This window comes from Namhaeicola litoreus (genome assembly GCF_042679565.1).
Lineage (GTDB): Bacteria > Bacteroidota > Bacteroidia > Flavobacteriales > Flavobacteriaceae > Namhaeicola > Namhaeicola litoreus.
On record NZ_JBHTMY010000002.1, the window covers coordinates 1,005,354 to 1,023,877 of the forward strand.

At 36.7% G+C, this 18,524-nt stretch carries 14 protein-coding genes and 2 pseudogenes; 9 read left to right on the forward strand and 7 right to left on the reverse strand.

Annotated elements, in window-relative coordinates; all coding sequences use genetic code 11:
* From ACFQ39_RS06190 to aldA, 4 genes and pseudogenes are all read right to left on the reverse strand, one after another.
* Positions 1 to 167 (reverse strand): annotated as a pseudogene (locus ACFQ39_RS06190) (sugar kinase); the annotation flags it as partial.
* A gap of 25 nt (positions 168 to 192) precedes the next feature.
* Positions 193 to 1,311: a glycoside hydrolase family 117 protein gene (locus ACFQ39_RS06195; RefSeq protein WP_377177123.1), complete on the reverse strand. Its 1,119-nt coding sequence runs from the start codon at positions 1,309 to 1,311 to the stop codon at positions 193 to 195.
* A gap of 8 nt (positions 1,312 to 1,319) precedes the next feature.
* Positions 1,320 to 2,414: a mandelate racemase/muconate lactonizing enzyme family protein gene (locus ACFQ39_RS06200; protein ID WP_377177124.1), complete on the reverse strand. Its 1,095-nt coding sequence runs from the start codon at positions 2,412 to 2,414 to the stop codon at positions 1,320 to 1,322.
* A complete protein-coding gene (gene aldA, locus ACFQ39_RS06205; RefSeq protein ID WP_377177125.1) occupies positions 2,414 to 3,868 on the reverse strand; it encodes an aldehyde dehydrogenase in 1,455 nt (484 codons plus the stop codon). Before aldA ends, ACFQ39_RS06200 begins: the two co-directional genes overlap by 1 nt.
* A 333-nt stretch (positions 3,869 to 4,201) precedes the next feature.
* Between aldA and ACFQ39_RS06210 the strand changes: the two genes are divergently transcribed.
* Positions 4,202 to 4,351: a hypothetical protein gene (locus ACFQ39_RS06210; RefSeq protein WP_377177127.1), complete on the forward strand. Its 150-nt coding sequence runs from the start codon at positions 4,202 to 4,204 to the stop codon at positions 4,349 to 4,351.
* 29 nt (positions 4,352 to 4,380) lie between these two features.
* Here the strand turns inward: ACFQ39_RS06210 and ACFQ39_RS06215 are convergent, their stop codons facing one another.
* The 3 genes from ACFQ39_RS06215 to ACFQ39_RS06225 all read right to left on the reverse strand — a co-directional run bounded on the left by ACFQ39_RS06215 (position 4,381) and on the right by ACFQ39_RS06225 (position 8,014).
* Positions 4,381 to 5,145 carry an SDR family NAD(P)-dependent oxidoreductase gene (locus ACFQ39_RS06215; protein ID WP_377177542.1) on the reverse strand — a complete coding sequence of 255 codons (765 nt, stop codon included), beginning with the start codon at positions 5,143 to 5,145 and terminating at the stop codon, positions 4,381 to 4,383.
* Between the two features lie 19 nt (positions 5,146 to 5,164).
* Positions 5,165 to 6,181 carry a zinc-dependent alcohol dehydrogenase gene (locus tag ACFQ39_RS06220; protein ID WP_377177129.1) on the reverse strand — a complete coding sequence of 339 codons (1,017 nt, stop codon included), beginning with the start codon at positions 6,179 to 6,181 and terminating at the stop codon, positions 5,165 to 5,167.
* 186 nt (positions 6,182 to 6,367) lie between these two features.
* Positions 6,368 to 8,014 (reverse strand): tetratricopeptide repeat protein, encoded by a 1,647-nt coding sequence (locus ACFQ39_RS06225; RefSeq protein WP_377177131.1) that lies wholly within the window; start codon positions 8,012 to 8,014, stop codon positions 6,368 to 6,370.
* A 492-nt stretch (positions 8,015 to 8,506) separates the two neighbouring features.
* On the opposite strand from ACFQ39_RS06225, the gene ACFQ39_RS06230 reads away from it, so the two are divergent.
* The 8 genes and pseudogenes from ACFQ39_RS06230 (at position 8,507) to ACFQ39_RS06265 (ending at position 18,472) form a co-directional block, all read left to right on the forward strand.
* A complete protein-coding gene (locus tag ACFQ39_RS06230) occupies positions 8,507 to 11,599 on the forward strand; it encodes a SusC/RagA family TonB-linked outer membrane protein (protein WP_377177133.1) in 3,093 nt (1,030 codons plus the stop codon).
* Positions 11,600 to 11,621: 22 nt separating this feature from the next.
* Complete coding sequence (locus ACFQ39_RS06235; protein ID WP_377177135.1) at positions 11,622 to 13,370, forward strand: RagB/SusD family nutrient uptake outer membrane protein; 1,749 nt, start codon at positions 11,622 to 11,624, stop codon at positions 13,368 to 13,370.
* 10 nt (positions 13,371 to 13,380) lie between these two features.
* Positions 13,381 to 14,961: a hypothetical protein gene (locus tag ACFQ39_RS06240; protein ID WP_377177137.1), complete on the forward strand. Its 1,581-nt coding sequence runs from the start codon at positions 13,381 to 13,383 to the stop codon at positions 14,959 to 14,961.
* A gap of 97 nt (positions 14,962 to 15,058) precedes the next feature.
* On the forward strand, positions 15,059 to 15,208 hold the full coding sequence (locus ACFQ39_RS06245; protein WP_377177139.1) for a hypothetical protein: 150 nt from the start codon (positions 15,059 to 15,061) through the stop codon (positions 15,206 to 15,208).
* Between the two features lie 2 nt (positions 15,209 to 15,210).
* A complete protein-coding gene (locus ACFQ39_RS06250; protein ID WP_377177141.1) occupies positions 15,211 to 15,870 on the forward strand; it encodes an ATPase in 660 nt (219 codons plus the stop codon).
* Between the two features lie 103 nt (positions 15,871 to 15,973).
* Positions 15,974 to 17,503 carry a Fic family protein gene (locus tag ACFQ39_RS06255; protein ID WP_377177143.1) on the forward strand — a complete coding sequence of 510 codons (1,530 nt, stop codon included), beginning with the start codon at positions 15,974 to 15,976 and terminating at the stop codon, positions 17,501 to 17,503.
* Positions 17,500 to 17,634 (forward strand): annotated as a pseudogene (locus ACFQ39_RS06260) (ATPase); the annotation flags it as partial. The gene ACFQ39_RS06255 and the pseudogene ACFQ39_RS06260, both read left to right, overlap by 4 nt.
* Before the next feature lie 277 nt (positions 17,635 to 17,911).
* Positions 17,912 to 18,472 (forward strand): class I SAM-dependent methyltransferase, encoded by a 561-nt coding sequence (locus ACFQ39_RS06265; RefSeq protein ID WP_377177145.1) that lies wholly within the window; start codon positions 17,912 to 17,914, stop codon positions 18,470 to 18,472.
* Positions 18,473 to 18,524 lie beyond the last annotated feature (52 nt).

Here is an 18,524-nt window from a genome sequence, read left to right on the forward strand (position 1 = left end):
AAACGGGTTACGAAATCCACAGGCACGCCGTAATTCGCCAAAGAAACAGCTACATTCGACTCACCGCCTCCATATACCACGTCAAAGCTATTCGCTTGTGAAAATCTTAAAAATCCTCGAGGAGCTAACCGCAACATGATCTCTCCAAAGGTGACTACTTTTTTCATACTCATTTTTTGTTTTTTCTTCGTTCTATTCGCTTGCTTCTCCTTTGGCCGTATGATGTTTCATTCGCCATGTAGTAAACCTTCGAATATATTGGTAATCATCGTTCATGTATTCATGTGTAAGACCCCATCGAAGGATTTCACAAGGCTCCTTTTCATTATTTGCAGTTCTGTTAAGACCAATGGCATGTGGAGCACCTTTAATAACCCCTTTGATGTCAAAATTAATCCCATCAGGAGACCACTGGACTGTATTCTTTTCTGGTCCATCGGTTGTAATAAGAGATGCTATTCCACCCTTGTAATGCCAAACACAAATCTCATGGCCACTATTTGAAATGGGATTATATGGCGATTTTATATATGGACCTTTGGGGTTATCTGCGATAGCAACACCATGCCTAATTTGACGTCCACCAAAGGTTATGGCCTCTCCCATTTGTTCTCCTTTATAATAAAGGTAAAACTTGCCCTTATAGGGTAGAATACATGGATCATGAACTTTATGACTATCAAAATCACCTTTTTTCTCTACTGCAAATCTGTTTTGTTCTTCACCCTTCCATATTCCATTTTCCGCTGTACATAAAATCGGTTCTTTACTCTTCGTCCAAGGTCCATGTGGTGTATTTGACCAGGCTAGGGCTATGTGTTCTTTTACTCTTACAGTATATGGGCTTTTTACAACTTGATAAGTTAAGTAATAGGTGTCGTCATATACCATAATTTCAGGTGTAAACACAGAGCGGTCATCATAGGAACCACTTTCCCCCCTTTCTATGGCTAAACCCTCTTCTTTCCAGGTAATACCGTCTTCTGATGTGGCGTACCAAATGTCGCATCGATCCCATGGAAAAACCTTACTCTCAAAAATATTGCCTGCAAATCCATCTGTAGGTCCTGTAGATTTTGTGTACCAAACGTAAAATTTCCCCTCATATTTAATTATCGAGCTGGGATCTCTTCTTACAACTCCTTCCTCATAAGCCAAATCTCCCTTTAAATCTTCTACCTTGTACTCAAAAAACCACTCATTGCCCAAATCCATTGACCAATTGAGTGCCCTTTTACTTGCGGCACTTAAATATTCTCTATTTGTTATTCCGAGAAAATCTAGTTGTTCATCTGTAATTTCTTTATTCATAGTCAGATTTATTTTTGTTCATATCGAACGAGTTTGTCCCAATTAAAAACCACCCCAGTTCCTGGATAATCTGGTGCCACAGCTCGGTGATCTTTAACAACCAATGGCCTGCTCGTGTATTGATCAATGGGAAAGCTATGCACTTCTAACCAACCGGAGTTTTCTTGGGACGATACTAAACTTACGTGTAGTTCTTGCATACCATGTGAACATACCGGAATATTGTTTTCTCTTGCCAATTTAGCTGCCGCCAGCCAACCGGTAATCCCTCCACAGTTGGAGGCATCTGGTTGTACATATGATAATTTAGACTGTTTCATTGCATATTCAAATTCATGAATAGTATGTAAATTTTCTCCCATAGCTAATGGAAATCCGGTTCTGTCAACAATTTCACCATATCCCACATAATTATCAGGAATGATTGGTTCTTCAAACCAAGTGATATTGTAAGGTTTAAATCCCTCAATCGCCTCAATCGCTTTTTCTACCGTCATGGAATAATTAGCGTCAACCATAAATGTTATATCAGGACCTATAAATTCTCGAACAGCCTTGATACGTGCCAAATCCTCCTTTAGATTTTCCCTACCTATTTTTATTTTAACAGCATTAAAGCCATTCGACAAATAGGTTTCCATATTTCCTAATAGCTTTTCAATTGGAAACAAAAGATCGATCCCACCGCAATAGGCTTTGCAAGTATTGTCTGCCCCTCCGGCAACTTTCCATAAGGGCAAACCTAAATTTTTACATTTTATATCCCATAATGCAATATCGATGGCCGAAATTGCAAACGAGGCAATTCCTCCCCTTCCAACATAGTGGATATGCCACTCTAAGAAATCATAGATCTCGTCTATATTAGAACCGTCTTTACCAATTAATACAGAATGAAAATCGTGTTCGATCATTGATTTGATTGCAAATCCACCCTTACCTCCGGTATAGGTATATCCCGTACCTTCACTTCCATCTTCCAGGATGATGGTAACTGTTATCAATTCAAAGTAATAGTGATCACCATGCTTGGCGTCAGAAAGCACCTCTGGTAATGGAACCCTAAAAAGACGGGTATGAATGTTTGAAATTTTTGAACTCATTACACTTTATGTCTTACGTAAAAAGTTTTCTTTTCCAAATATTGTTCAAAACCATATTTGCCATCCTCGCCACCTGAACCAGATAATTTATAACCATTGTGAAATCCTTGATGTTGCTCTCCATGGCCGCGATTAATATAGATCTCGCCATATTCCAATTCATCATTGCATTCCATGATTGTTTTTATGTTATTTGTAAAAATCATTGCTGCAAGTCCATACGCACAATCATTTGCATAACCCATTACTTCATCAAAAGTTTTGAATTTCAGAACGGGAAGAATTGGTCCGAAAGATTCTTCATGAACGATCGTCATTTCTTGTGTAACGTTAGTCAAAACAGTAGGCTCAATCCAAAAACCTTTTTGGAATTCAGGTCCTTCTGGCCTTTTGCCTCCTGCAGCTAAGGTTGCGCCTTCTTTTAGACTTATCGCTATAAGCTCTTCCATATGTTTGAGTTCCGCTCCATTTACTTTTGGCCCCATATCTGTATCATCTAACATTGGATCTCCAACTTTAATGGCTTTGGTTTTGGCAATAAATTTTTCCATGAATGTATCGTATATACTCTCGTGTAAGTACATGCGCTCATTGCAAGTACAAACTTGCCCGCAGTTGTCAAACCGGGAATGTAAGGCTGCATCCACAGCTGCATCAATATCTGCATCCTCAAAAACTATAAAAGGTGCTTTGCCTCCTAACTCAAGCTGAACATGAGTTAAGTTTTGTGCAGCGTTTCTTGCAATCTGCTGTCCTACTGGTGTGGATCCAGTCATAGTAACCATTTTACAAATTGGACTTTCCACAAGTGCATTGCCCATGGCTCGACCTGGTCCAGTTAAAATGTTAATTACACCCTTTGGAATACCAACTTTATTTGCCAAGTATCCTAATTCTAAGGTTGCTAAAGGCGTTTCAGAAGTGGGTTTAATGACAATCGAATTCCCGGCTATCAATGCAGGTCCGAGTTTACGCCCTGCAAGTGCCAATGGAAAATTCCAGGCTGTAATTGCTACCACAACCCCTCTAGGTATTTTCTGAATCCAAATTTGTTCATTTGGGTTGTCTGAAGGTATGATATCTCCCTCAATTCGTCTGGCTCCTTCACAGGCATATTCTATAAACGAAGCAGTTACAGCGACTTCCATTTTGGCTACTCTAAGTAGTTTTCCTTGCTCTTTTACCAACAATTCGGCTAAATAATCTGAATTTGCCTTTATTTCTTCTGCTAATTTGTATAATAATTCTGCGCGTTTTCTGGCGGGTAATTTCTTCCATTTTTTTTGAGCCCTATCCGCTGCCTCCAAGGCTTCTATAGCTTCTTCAGATGTTCCGTTTTGTACCCTTGCAACGATTTCTTCAGTTGTTGGGTTAATCACATCGATGGTCTCTCCTGATGCCGATGTTCTCCATTCTCCATTAATGAATAATTTATAGTCTTTTATTTTTGTCATTACTAATGCTTTTATTTGTTCTTTTTATAATTCTCCAAAAGGGTCCTTTTTACAATGATCCTTTAACGTCTATCTTGGCCTTTCAAATGACACCTATTAACTAAAAAACCTTTGATAAAGCGCTTACACTTGGTCGAGTGGTAGGCCATTACAGCTTCTATTATAACCCAAGCTTTCATAAAATGGAGGCTTTGTTACCTTCCAAACTAAATCGCTGAGAATACTTTCCTATTCAACTTCATGCCCCAAAATGCTCACAAAAAGCAGCAGACATGTAGGTCTTTTTAAAAAGGATACTTCGCGAGGTCAATTTATCTAAATGAGGCGTCTTAAATGTCTTATTCAATTGGAAACCAGAATCATCACAATTTGCATCATCAAAAAAATGAAAATGATGTTGGGCTGGTTTTGGCCATGGATATATGTAAATACCCAAAAATAAATACCAATAATGTTCGTGATATCATAGAATTTCTACGTTGAATATTGACATATAAATTTTTAGGTTTGAATTATCTTCCCATCCAACCACCGTCAACTAAAAGAATAGAACCATGCATATAACTTGCTGCTTGGGATGCCAAGAATACAGTTGGTCCGGCAAAATCTTCTGGTTTTCCCCATCTTCCAGCAGGAATCCGTGATAAAATAGATTCTGCTCTAATAGGATCTTTTCTTAAAGCTTCTGTATTATCTGTCGCAATATACCCTGGAGCAATCGCATTTACATTGACCCCTTTTCCTGCCCATTCATTCGCAAATGCCATGGTTAACTGCCCAATTGCACCTTTGCTTGCTGCATATCCTGGCACTGTAATTCCTCCTTGAAAAGTTAATAAGGAAGCTGTAAAAATAATTTTCCCTTCACCTCTTTTGACCATTTCTTTCCCAATTTCACGGGTAAGAATAAATTGTGCATTCTGATTTACTTCAATCACTTTATCCCACATCTCATCGGGATGGTCAGCTGCTGGAGTTCTCAGTATTGTCCCGGCATTATTTATCAGAATATCGATCTGAGCATGATCTTTTTTTACACGCTCTATAAACTTATACAATGATTTTCTATCTGAAAAATCGCATTGATAAGCCGAAAATTTTTTCCCACGAGCTTGCACTTCTTTCGAAACATCGCTTCCTGACAATTCCAAGGAGGCAGAAACCCCAATGATATGAGCTCCTGCTTCGGCCAAACCAATAGCCATGGCTTTACCGATTCCTCTTTTACAACCTGTGACTAGTGCTGTTTTTCCTTCTAAACTGAATTTATTTAATATACTCATGATATATATGATTTTATAATTGACAATCCATTAAAACTTTTAATCCATCCGGATTACTATCGATGTTCTCAAATACGCTTTGAATATTGCTTAATGGCTGAACATCCGTAATCATTGCTTCAAATGGCAATTCGTTCGCTGTGATCAATTCAATAGATTTTTCGTAATCCTCCTTTTCATATACCCGCGCACCAATTAGACTCAGCTCTTTCCAAAAGAATTTAAACAAGTCTACAGGCTTTTTTTCTCCATGAATAGCAACCATAACAATTCTTCCTCGTATCCCTGCAATTTCGCACATAATATCTAGGGCGGGTTGCACACCGGCAACTTCAAAAACCACATCAGCCCTGCGGTTTTCTGTCTTACCTTTGACATATTCTACTAAATCCACCTCAACCGGACTTACCACATCAAAGCCTAAAGCCCTGGCTTTTTCGATACGCTTGGGGTTGATCTCTGAAATAATAACTTGTGCACCAACTTCTTTGGCAACCATCGCTACTAACAAACCAATCGGTCCACCTCCCAAAACAACTGCTGTTTCTCCTGCCTTCAACGCACTTCTTCGAACATCGTGGGTAGCAACAGATAAGGGTTCTATTAAAGCTGCCAATTTTAAATCGGTGCTTTCTTTTAACTTATGCAGCGTAAAAGCTGGAACATTCCAATATTGTTGCATAGCTCCTTCACTATCAATACCTATGAATTTTAGTTCTTCACAAATATGGTTATATCCTTTATCTGAAGCCTTTACTTTTCTATCATCTAAAGGACGAACAACTACTTTATCGCCTACAGAAAATCCAGTTACTCCAGAACCTAAAGCATCAATAACCCCTGACATCTCATGTCCAATAGTCTCAGGAATATTAACTCGCTTGTCCATCATGCCATGGTAAATATGAACGTCTGTTCCACAAACGCCAACGTAAGCCACTTTTATTCTTACCTCCCCCTCTCTTGGTGATTCAATTTCTTTTTCAAGGACCCTAAAGGTTTGCTTGCCATAATATTGTGTTGCTTTCATTTTAATTGAAATAATTTGATTAAAAATTCCGTGTTCTTGAGTGTATAAATGACAAATACAAATTGCCATAGATCCTCAAAGCAGGAAACTAAATTAGTTCAAAATGAAAGTTTGCAATAGAATACTGACTTGACTTAAACTTTACAATGCGAATATTATGTTTGTTTAGAAATTGTTAGTTTGTTTTTAGAGTGAATTAATAAAATCTTCTAAATTGGTACTACGTGGTAAATCCATTTTTTTTCTTATTCTGTGCCTTGAAGTATGCACAGATTCAACTGAGATACCTAATAATCTTGCCATTTCCTTACTGGAAAAGTTCAGCTTAATCAAGGCACATAATTTTTGGTCACTCTGGCTTAGGTTCGGATACTTTTCAAATATTTTAGTGTAAAAATCTTTGTTGACTTCTATGAATCGATATTTAAATTCATCCCAATTTTTGTTGTTATTGGTAGAAATAGAGCGCAATAGTTTATTAATTTCATGAATTTTTATCTTGTCTGTTCCAACCCTTATTTTTGATTTTATCTCTTTTAAGAATTCATCTTTTTCTATGAGCTGCAAAGCAGAAGCTGCTAATTCTTTATTTTTGAGATCAACTAACTCTCGGGTTTTTTTAATCTCTAACTCTTTACTTTTTCTGATGAACTCCTTTTCGGCTTTATGTTTTGATCTTATGTTATAAATATATCCAAATCCAATGATAAGCAAGGATACGATAGAACCTAATAATATGATTAGTTTAAGGTCATTGATCTTATCCTCCTGTTCCAACTGCTTTAAATATTGCTCCTGTATCTGTTTCTCTTGACGTTCCTTTTCAAATCGATAGTCGTCCTTAATTTCTAAGACAGATTGGTTGATAGAACTTCTCGACCCAAAAAACTTATCATCCAATTCTTTTGCTTTATTCAAGTTGAAGAAGGCATTTTTGTAATCATTGCGTTGAAGATACAGATCGGTTAAACTTTTGTAAATTAAGGGCGTAAAATCCAAGTGACTCTTATTTTCACTAGAAATACGAAGCGCTTCATTATACAATTCCAAACTTTTATTTAAGTCTCTATTAAAATACATATCTCCTAAGTATTTGTAAAACAATACAAGGTATGTAGGCTCATTTTTTTGAAAATACGGAAAAATGGAATCCATAATTTTTATAGCTTCATCAATCTTATTGTCATGGGCCAATAAGTTGGCTTTTTCAAATTGAACATGAGCTTGCGGCAAAAGATCATTTGACGTCGAAAAATACATCTCACAACTATCTAAATATACCTTGGCTTTGTCGTATTGGTCCAATTCCCTATAAGTATTGGCCAAAGCATAATAATATGGTGTTAAATATGAAGAGTCACGTCCTGTGACTGAAATCATTCCTTTTTGAATGTCTAGTGATTTTTTCAAATATTTAATTGACTCATCCTCGCGTTTATAATAGCTGTAAATACGTCCTAACCTATGATATATCACTGATTTTAAATTATCATCATTTCTATTGTCATTTAAAATAAGTACACTCCACAACGCATCATAAGAATCAGCATATTTTGCATTATTCTCCGAAACCAATGATTTTTCAAGTAAACAATTCGTTGCTTTCAGGGTGTCCTTTTGCTTTAAGTAAAGATCATAACTATAGTTAAACAAAACCACGGCACTGTCTGGGTAATGGAAACGCAATTCAAGTGCTCTATCGAAAGCATCATTTGCAGATAACCCCTCTTGTGCATTGAGATGTGGTACGATGAAATAAAAGATCCATAGCAAACTTACTTTGAAATATTTCTGCTTTAAAAGAATAAAAGAATCAAAAACACTGGAAATCATACCTCTCTGCCTTTATAAAAATAGTGGCTCTAAACTTAATAAAAATAGAGCAAAGTTATAGCTCCTTTAAATTATGCAGTTTTTTAACATTAATGATCGTTTTTTCACAATCTAAAAATATTATTCGCTTCAAAACTTCAATTTTAACACCTTGTTTCAGGGTATTTTAAACGAGATAATTTTCATATAAGGTATTATCCAAAAAAAAATGGAAATTAAAATCACTCGATTGTTTGCATTTTTTTTAAGTCAAATTTTTATTACCCCTAATTTCAAACAATGCATATTTGAAATTTATTTCTCCAAAAATAAATTTAAATTTTGTAAAGTGTTATATTATAGCATCTTAACAAATTCTAATTCGAAAAGTCAAGTTTATATCAAGTTTTATAAACCTAAGATTTACATGTGTTCAGATTTCATCAAGTTAATTTAGAATATATTTTTGTTAATTCTTTTAACATTTGTACATCTCATTTTAAAATTAATTATATGAAATTTAATTTAACTATTAAATGGAAAGCAAAATGCTTTATAATAACATGGTTATTGTGTTTAAGCATTGGAATGACTCATGCACAAGACAGCAAGGTAAGAGGAATTGTGACAGGCGATGGATCTCCTTTAGTCGGTGCAAATGTTATTGTGAAAGGTACAAATAATGGAGTGGTAACTGATTTTGACGGAAATTTTGAAATTGATGTACAAGTTGGTCAAACACTTGAATTTAGTTATGTTGGTTTTTTAGACAAACAAATAAACATAACAGGTAGTACTACTTTAACCGTATCACTGGATCCTGATGTCAATGCATTGGATGAAGTTATTGTAATTGGATACGGTACGCAAAGTAAAAAGGAAGTTACTGGTGCTGTAGCCAATGTCGGATCAGAAACTATTTTAAAAACAGCAACCGCAGACTTGGGAACTGCTCTTCAAGGTCAAGTTGCTGGAGTAAACGTTCAGGCAAGTAGTGGTCGACCTGGAGAACAAGCCAATGTACAGATTAGAGGTTTAGGTTCTATTAATACAAATGCCTTAGGTCCTCTTTACGTTGTAGATGGTGTACCCTATCAAGGTAACCCAAACATTGCTCCAGAACAAATTGAATCTGTCGATATTTTAAAGGATGGCGCGGCAGCTTCAATTTATGGGACAAGGGCATCAAATGGTGTAATCCTTATTACAACAAAAACAGGTAAAGCAGGTAGAATGCAAATCGATTTTGATGCATATACTGGAATCCAGAACATCACATCTGGTACGCCTTTAAACAATACGCCAGAGCAAATGTATGTAGAGAATGTTTCTTTAGCCGCACTTGGTAGAGAGAGTACGATCTTCTTCTTTAGCCCTAATGCTTTGGACTATGATACAGATTTTGTGAAAGATGTGCAAAATGATAACGCCATTATTCAAAATTACAACGTGGGTATTTCTGGAGGTGTGGACAATTTAACACTCAATTTTAGCACCAACTATTTTAACCAGGATGGTGTTCTGATCAACTCCGGCTTTGATCGTTTAACGAGTCGAATAACAGGAGAATTTAGAAAGGATAAGTTTAAAGCATTTGCGACAATGAGCTTTACTGAAGAGAATAGAGAACAAGAGCCTTTTGCACTATATGAGCAAGCCGTTAGACAAACCCCTTGGCAACCTGCTATTGGAGATTTAGATAATGTTGGTGATTCCGGATTCGTAATTCCTGTGCAAAATGATATTCAGTATGGATATTTATCAAGTATTCTCGTCAATACAGATGATCGAAAAACCAATAGCATGAATGTTGCTTTAAATTTGGAATATGAAATTATTGATGGCTTGAAGTACAAACTAAGTGGAGGTAGAAATACTTGGGATTACAAAAGAAAATTCTACCAACCACAGTATTTAATTTACAGACAAGACGGATCTTTAAGTGCTACAGCTTCGAGAGAAAATGCATTGTTAAATGAAGACTATATCTGGACTGTCAGAAATACCGTAGAAAACATTTTGACTTACGACAAAAGTTTTGGCAAACATAATTTTAATCTTTTAGGGGTGCTTTCTTGGGAGCAATTTGATTACAAAAGTGTTGGCGTTGGTGTTGAGATGAGCGAAGAGACAAGCAACGATTTACAAACGCTTGGTTCTGGAAGTAAACCTAATTCGCCAACAAGTTATGATTATACTCAAACGATTACGGGGAAATTGGCTAGATTACAATATAACTTTGCTGAACGCTATTTATTCTCTGCTAGTTATAGAAGAGATGGTTCTTCTAATTTTTCTGAAGATAATAGGTATGGAGATTTTTGGGGGTTCTCTGCTGGTTGGAATATTCATGAAGAGAATTTTTGGAAAAATGCAAATATCAAAAGTATCAATGCAATCAAATTGAGGGCTAGCTGGGCACAGCTCGGAAATCAAAGCGCCGAACCTTATTCTGTAACTCCTGTGATAGAAACAGGAATTAATTATCCTTTTGGTCCTAATGAGGCCTTAAATTTCGGAAATATTCAAAGAGGCTATGTAGATCCAGATCTAAAATGGGAAACTACAATTTCTAAAAATATTGGTATAGATATTACCATGTTTGATTACAAATTAAACTTTACCGCAGATGTTTACCAAAATGATAAAGAAGATATGCTATTATTAGAAAGACTTCCTTCTTCTTCCGGTACTTATCAGCCAAGAGCAGATGGTCTATGGGATGTTAGACAAACCAATGGCGGTAACATGGTAAATAAAGGTATTGAGATTGGATTGAACTTTAGAGATGAAACTGCTGGAGGTCTTAAATATACACTAAATGGTACTTTTACTAAAAACGAAAACGAAGTAACCAATTTAAATGGAATCCAAAGAGGTTATGCAAATGGACGTCCTTCCTTTGCCTTAGGGCCAAACATTGACTATACTACCTTCTTGGCAGAGGGTTATGAGGCTGGAGCTTTTTTCCTTGTTCAAACAAATGGTGTAATTAAAACACAAGAGCAGCTTGATGCATACAAGCCTTTGTTTGGGGGTGCGCAATTTGGAGACCTCATGTATAAGGATATAAACGGAGATAACAAAATTGATGATGCAGATCGTGTATATGCAGGTTCAGGACAAGCAGATTTTGAGGCAGGTTTTAGCTTAAACCTTCAATATAGAAATTTTGACTTTTACGGTCAACTTTACTATTCTTATGGAGCCGAAATCTTTAATGGGGCTAGATACTTTGCCTATACCCAGGGTAGACATAAAGAGCAATATTACCAGTGGTCTCCACAAAACGCTAACTCTGATATACCAACCAGTAGAATTGATGGGTATCACAATAACGTGAGATCATTTTCCGATTATTGGCTGGAGGACGGAACCTATTTAAGAGTTCGAAATTTAAGCCTTGGTTATACTATTCCAAACACGATAAATTGGGGTGTAGAAAAAGCTAGATTTTACTTGTCAGCAACCAACCCATTTACTTTTACAAAGTATACGGGTTATGATCCTGAAATTGGAGGTGATGGTATTTTTACTAGAGGACTTGATAGAGGTAACTATCCAATTGCTAGACAATTCCTTTTTGGTGTACAATTAAGTTTCTAAGAAGTTATAAAATTTAAGAAATATGGAAATTATAAAAAATAAACAGATTATACTTTTCTTAGTTGCAACCTTCATTTTTGTGAGTTGTAATGAAGATGAGTTTTTGGAGCAAGTAAATCCAAATGCCATTACAACTGCTACCTTCTGGAAAACCGAAGGTCAGTTTAATTCTGCCCTAACTACCGTTTATGGTGCCCTACAGTTTCAAAACGTAAGTGGAGGTGAACTCATTTATGAAATGATTCTTGGAGATATTGGAGGAACGGAATCTTGGTATCGACCAACTGCATTTCGAAATCTTACCTATAATGATGGTACATATTATGTCACAAATAAATGGGATGAACTCTACATTGGAATATTTAGAGCAAATCAGGTAATTCAATATATACAAGATGCAGACCCAGGTCTTTTTAGTGGCAACAGTAAAATGGAAATCGAAGCACAAGCAAGATTTTTAAGAGCATTCTTTTACTTTCAATTAGCACATACTTATGGTGGAGCAGTAATCCAAACTACTGTGGCAGAAACAAGTGATGAACTTAAAGGTCCATTTAAACCAAAAGAAGAGGTTATCAATAATATTGTGATTCCTGATTTGGAATACGCAAAAGAAAACCTTCCCCAGCGATGGTCTGGTGATGATTTGGGAAGAATAACTTGGGGCGCAGCTACCTCTCTTTTAGGCAAAGTTTACCTGTTTGAAAAGAATTGGTCAATCGCAGCTACTCAATTTAAAGAAGTTATAGACAGTAATATTTATCGCCTCGTGCCAAATGTAATGGATAACTATTCTCATGAAAACGAGTTGAATCAAGAGTCAATTTTTGAGGTAGCTTACGAAGCTGAAACCGGACAAAATGGAGCAGCAGTAGATGCTACACCAAATGAGCCTAGTGCAGAGGCAACAACAATTGCCACAGCATTCGGATTCTTGGACAGAGGTGGCTACAATACTTTACTGCCTAGTTACAATTTACACGAAATGTTTATTTATGATGAAGTAGATCCAACCAATTCTGTAAACGATGGGAATAGATATTCTAAACGGATGATCTCTACCATTGCCCATAGAGACGACGGTACCGTGTGGTACGGTGAACCCATAGAAGATTATAATATTGGTCGTTTTGGTCAAAGTGCTTATGTAAAGAAACACACTAATTGGTATCATCTCAATGCAGAGGATGGTAATAGCAAGTCTGGTATCAACTTTAGACATATCAGATATGCAGATGTCTTATTGATGTATGCCGAAGCCATTTTAAATGCAAATGGAGACTACCAAACAGCAATAACCTATATCGACAGGGTAAGAAACAGAGCCGGTGTTAAAACACTTCAAAAATATATGGATGAGAATGGAGGTAAATTCCCGCAACTTCATGTCAGTGTGCAAGTTCATGGCGACCACCCAATGGTAGATGCAACGACAGAAACGGTGTTAACACATCTTCAAAGAGTTGAACGACCCTTAGAACTGTGTTTCGAAGGTCACCGCTGGAAAGACTTGGTGAGATGGGGCATCGTTGCCCAAGTGCTTAATGAAAATGCCGCCGACGAGCAGTGGAGATTTGATAATGAAGTTGAACTGAATGTGAAGAAAAATGACGCTATTGGAAATACTGGTACTGGTGTTGCACCTTTATTCATAAGGGAAAGAATTAGACCCGATTATAGAATCGCTGCATCTAACTACAATCCTTCTCAACACGATTATTTCCCCATTCCTATTCAGGAACAGCAAACTAATGATCAACTAAATAATTAATATCAGAGATATGAAAGTTAGAAATTTTAATATATTGAATTGGTTATTCATTATGGCATTGATTCCTGCAGCCTGCGGCGAAGAGGATGACCTTAAATTGATTGAGCCCGACCACAGAGTAGTCTATACCTCTGAAATGGATTTTGATAATACAGTAGAGATTAATAACAGTATTACCTTTGGTGATATTTCTCCTGGTGTAGTTGAAAGAACTTGGACCTTTCCTGAGGGAGTTGTTGACATTGTCGGATCTGACTCAGACATAACTTCAAATGACGACATTGTTAAAGCTATATTTAATGTGGTTGGTGATCACGAAGTCAAATTGAACCAAGTTTTTAAAGGCAATGTCTATGTAGGAACCAAAAATTTAAATACAAAAGTTATTGATACGACCATTGTTGTTCGAGTGTTATCGCCAATATCTGCAAGTATAAAAGCTTTCAGTTTAAACAAAGATGGTTCTGTTGGAACAGAATTAAACATGGCAGATAATGCAGAGAATGAAATTACTGCAAGTAGATCAGTAAGATTCTCGTTTACCTCAGAAGGAGAACCCGAAGTTTTTGATTGGACATTTGAAGGAGGTGATCCGGCCACTATAGAATCTGCTGATCCCGTGGATGTAAAATACAAAAGAATGGGTATTTATGATGTTTCATTTATTGCTTCTAGACAAAGACCTTTCGGTGGAGATACAATTCACTTTGATAATTTAATTAAAGTGATCCCTTCCACAGAACCTGTAGATCTTGAAAAAGTGTCAGATAGGGAGGGTGATATTGGACTTGTATTTAGTAGAGAAATGGATCCTACAACATTAAATCCGGTTAATTTCGAGGTGAGTATTGAAAACAATGGAAATGTATTTAGCCCTGTAATTTCAAAAGTTACTGTTGATGAGAATGAAGGAAATATTGTTCGTATCGCTCTGGTAGGAGAACAAATCTACAATGATGATATTATTAAAGTGAGCTACACACCTGGTAGCCTTAGTACCTTAGATGGTGTTCAGGCTGATGGCTTTACCGATCAACAATTAATCTTTAACAAAATAAACATTTTAGATACCTCGTCTGATTATGATTATAGTTTCGAGAATAGTACAGCTTCTAATTGGCCATATATGTGGTGGGGAGGAATATGGGGTGAATACGACCTACAAATTTCTTCAGCAAAAGCACAACATGGAAGTAAAAGTGCCTATATAGAGTTTAGACCCAATGGCGGTATGATCATTGGTCATACGAATACCGCTGGAGATCAGATTACTTTCCCAGTTGAAGCAGGTAAGACGTACGAAATTGGATTATGGGTATATGTAGAAGACCTTGGAGAAAACGATCCTGCAGGTTTTGCACCGGATATTAGGTTCTTCTGGTTCCCTGATACAGATTGGGGGGTAGGAGGTAATCCTACATTTAGTTCTGATTTTTCAACTGGAAAATGGGTTTATAGTTCTACTTTCGTCCAATTTTCGGCTAGTGGAGATAAAACGTTCCAAATTAGAGGTTATAATGAAGCAAATCCAAAGAGATTGAAGTTTTATATGGATAACTTAAGTGTTTCATTAGCTAAGTTAAGACCCTAGTAATTCATAATTAGTAGTTAAGTTAAAATCCCCCTGACATTTAAGTCAGGGGGATTTTTTTTTTAAATTTTTCAATTACTACAAAGGCATCGATTGGATGATCGGGAAAGCCAAAATTACCAACTGGCAAGCCACGGCAAAAACCTGGATGCTCCGCTCCTCAGAAAATGAAACCAAAAAGCAGCTTGGACAAAAATTGGATAACCTCCACACAAGCAAAAAGAAAAACTTTAACGATCCGCTTTGACAATGAATTTACCTGTTCATATACTCACAGTAGGTGCACAAACCTTTCAGCTGGCAAAACTCAAAGAGAACCGCCTTACCTATGATTTCGACCAAATATGGGCTTATTTTGAGTGCAAAGGAAAATTGTTGTTCCATGAAAACTTTACACTCCACAAAACCGACAAAGACCTGCTGCTCAAACTCTGCGCTTATTTTCTGAATGACCATCAACTTTGTAAACAATTCAACATAGATCCAAACAAAGGAATCCTCCTTACCGGACCTGTGGGTTGTGGAAAGACCAGCTTTATGAAATTACTTTCCACCATTACACCCAAAAAGAAAACTTTCGACCTCATCCCTGCCAGAAATATCACCTTTGAATTTTCTAACCAGGGCTTTTCTGTCATCGAAAAATACGGCAACCATAAAAGCTACTGTTTTGACGACCTCGGTGTTGAACCCAACGGCAGACATTTCGGTGCGGAATGCAATGTGATGGGCGAAGTTCTTCTATCCCGCTACGATCTTTTTGTCAACCACAAAGTAAAAACCCATGCCACCACCAACCTAAATGCCCAGGAACTCGAAAATCGATATGGCAATAGAGTAAGATCGAGAATGAGAGCGATGTTTAATCTCGTTGGGCTAGACAATCTCGTGAAGGACAAGAGAATTTAAAACCCGCTAAAATCTAAATTACTTATAATGTCTTCGATTTTTCATAAAACAGTTTTAATCGGTTTGACTAACTTTGCAATAGACCAAGAGCTTAATTGTGTGAATGAAAGAAAAAGTATTTATATCTAGTGTCCAAAAAGAATTTTCCCAAGAGCGTATTGCTCTGGCCGATTATTTTCATACCGATGCACTTTTAAGTACTTTTTTCGAACCATTCTTGTTCGAAGAAGTAGCCGCTACAAGTTATCCACCCAGGGAGGTCTTTTTACCTCAGGTGAAATCTTCACATATTTACCTCGGTTTGATAGGAAGGGATTACGGTTGGGAAGATGAAGAAGGAGTTTCTCCTACAGAAAGAGAATATGACGCGGCCAAACAAGCCCAACTAGCTCGATGGTTGTTCATTAAAGAAGAGGATTCTAGACATCCAAAAGAAGAGGCATTTTTTAAAAAAATAAGTGGTGATGTGTCTTGGAAAGTATTTCAAAATCTTGAAAATCTTAAACAAGAACTATATAAAACCTGTATTACCTACTTAAAACAGCAAGGTAAAATTACGAGCGCCGATTTTGATGAAAGTATCCATCATTCTGCATCTTTGGAAGATATCGATGACACATTGGCATCAAAGTTTATTAAAAAAGCGAGGACAAAAAGAAATTTCCCTTTAGCAATCGAAGCCTCGAAAAGCGAATTGCTAACCCATTTAAATATGCTCCGTAAAGAGGGTTTGGTCAACAGTGCCTTGTTGATTTTTTCCCAAAACCCACAATATTTTTTTCCGACAGCAATTATTAAATGTGCTCATTTTCATGGTGTCACAGTGCAAAAACCGATTCCTGATTTTAAAGAATTTAATGGTACCGTTTTTAATCAGGCAGATCAGGCAGTTGATTTTGTTTTATCAAAAATAAGCCTCTCAACCGGAACGCGAGAACATAGCAATTATGTTGATACCAAATACGAAGTGCCTAGAAAGGTCATCGCAGAAGCAATTATTAATGCATTGGCTCATCGCGATTATTATAGCAAAGGAAGTGTTCAAGTATCTGTTTTTAAAAATAGAATTGAAATAAGTAATCCCGGAACTCTCCCCGAAGAACTGGAATTAAATGATTTAAAAACCATTCACGGTTCTTATCCTAAAAACCCTTTATTGGCCAATTGCCTATACCTCAATGGAGCCATAGAACGATTTGGTACAGGAACAACAGAAATTTTTCAATTGACCGAAGCAGAAGGGCTTAAGACGCCTGAATTCACATTAAATCAAGGCTTTAAAGTCACCATTTGGAGGCCTTCATTTACTGAACAAACTGATACCAATGAGCTTACCCGACAAGCTACCCGACAAGCTACCCGACAAGCTACCCGACAAGCTTATTTAAATGATTTGACCCCGATTGAACGAACAGTGTTAATTCTACAGAATGAAATGAAAAGCGCTGAAATACAAGAACTGATGGAGTTGAAAAACCGGGAACACTTTAAAAATATTTATCTTAACCCTGCTATCGAACAGGACTTCATTGAACTCACTATCCCCGATAAACCCACAAGCCCCAACCAAAAATACCGATTAACACAAAAAGGTAAACAATTGCAAATGGAATTATTGAAATTTTCGAAGTAAAAACCCATGCCACCACCAACCTCAATGCCCAGGAAATCGAAAATCGATATGGCAATAGAGTGAGATCGAGAATGAGGGAAATGATGAACCTCATCGCATTTAGCTCATCTGGTATCTATAAGCGTAAATAAGTTAAATATTCACGCGTACTTCATTCCAAAAATTTTGTCAATTCGAGTGAATTTTCTGCTGCTTAGGTAGAAAATTTGTACCGAGAATCGAACTTTAATACAACAATCAACTATAATTCAAGCATTTATTACCTCTGCTCCCGCGCAATTGTATTGTTTTTTAGCATCTCTACTCTTTTTAAAAAAAGGTATAATAAACTTTTTTACCTCTATGATATACTTGTAAATAACTATTTTAGTGATGATATAGCCGTTGTGCTTAAGGTGAAAAAAACGAATGACAGCAACCTACGACAAATATTATCAGACAGAAAATTTATTCGGAGAACCTTATCCCGAATTGATTGAGTTTTTTGCTAAAAATCCTAGAAAAGGGAAAGTACTAGACTTAGGTTGCGGACAAGGTAGAGACGCAATTGCCTTGGCTCGACTTGGCTACTCTGTAACGGGAATTGACAACTCAAAAGTCGGTATTGCCCAGATGGACAAGATCGGACAAAATGAAAATTTGAATTTAGTCGGACAAGTTGGAGACATATATACTTTTGACCGTTTCAGTGAGTTTGACATTGTTCTAATGGACAGTATGTTTCATTTCGCCAAGAAGGACAAGGAAAAAGAAATTGGACTGATTAAAAAAATCGTTTCGGAAATAAGAAACGGAAGTCTTGTGGTCGTTTGCATTCAGGACAAAAGTGACAAAGTCCAAACCCTGAACAAAGCAATCGACTTTGATAGAAAATATAAACGACTTTCAGACAAAGAATTTAAGTACGTATTTGAAGAAAGTGGACATAAATCTGAAACGGAATATCGAATGATAGTAATTGAAAAATAAAAAAAACCTGCTCCCGCGCGATTGTCTTGTTTTTAAGCATCTCTACTATTTT

What these genes read in the sequence shown, in the direction of transcription:
- ACFQ39_RS06245 (WP_377177139.1), top strand. Translation starts at nt 15,059, where the DNA reads ATGATCGGGAAAGCCAAAATTACCAACTGGCAAGCCACGGCAAAAACC.
- ACFQ39_RS06210 (WP_377177127.1), top strand. Translation starts at nt 4,202, where the DNA reads ATGTCTTATTCAATTGGAAACCAGAATCATCACAATTTGCATCATCAA.
- ACFQ39_RS06235 (WP_377177135.1), top strand. Translation starts at nt 11,622, where the DNA reads ATGGAAATTATAAAAAATAAACAGATTATACTTTTCTTAGTTGCAACC.
- ACFQ39_RS06200 (WP_377177124.1), bottom strand. Translation starts at nt 2,414, where the DNA reads ATGAGTTCAAAAATTTCAAACATTCATACCCGTCTTTTTAGGGTTCCA.
- ACFQ39_RS06230 (WP_377177133.1), top strand. Translation starts at nt 8,507, where the DNA reads ATGAAATTTAATTTAACTATTAAATGGAAAGCAAAATGCTTTATAATA.
- ACFQ39_RS06220 (WP_377177129.1), bottom strand. Translation starts at nt 6,181, where the DNA reads ATGAAAGCAACACAATATTATGGCAAGCAAACCTTTAGGGTCCTTGAA.
- ACFQ39_RS06195 (WP_377177123.1), bottom strand. Translation starts at nt 1,311, where the DNA reads ATGAATAAAGAAATTACAGATGAACAACTAGATTTTCTCGGAATAACA.
- aldA (WP_377177125.1), bottom strand. Translation starts at nt 3,868, where the DNA reads ATGACAAAAATAAAAGACTATAAATTATTCATTAATGGAGAATGGAGA.
- ACFQ39_RS06250 (WP_377177141.1), top strand. Translation starts at nt 15,211, where the DNA reads ATGAATTTACCTGTTCATATACTCACAGTAGGTGCACAAACCTTTCAG.
- ACFQ39_RS06255 (WP_377177143.1), top strand. Translation starts at nt 15,974, where the DNA reads ATGAAAGAAAAAGTATTTATATCTAGTGTCCAAAAAGAATTTTCCCAA.
- ACFQ39_RS06225 (WP_377177131.1), bottom strand. Translation starts at nt 8,014, where the DNA reads ATGATTTCCAGTGTTTTTGATTCTTTTATTCTTTTAAAGCAGAAATAT.
- ACFQ39_RS06240 (WP_377177137.1), top strand. Translation starts at nt 13,381, where the DNA reads ATGAAAGTTAGAAATTTTAATATATTGAATTGGTTATTCATTATGGCA.
- ACFQ39_RS06265 (WP_377177145.1), top strand. Translation starts at nt 17,912, where the DNA reads ATGACAGCAACCTACGACAAATATTATCAGACAGAAAATTTATTCGGA.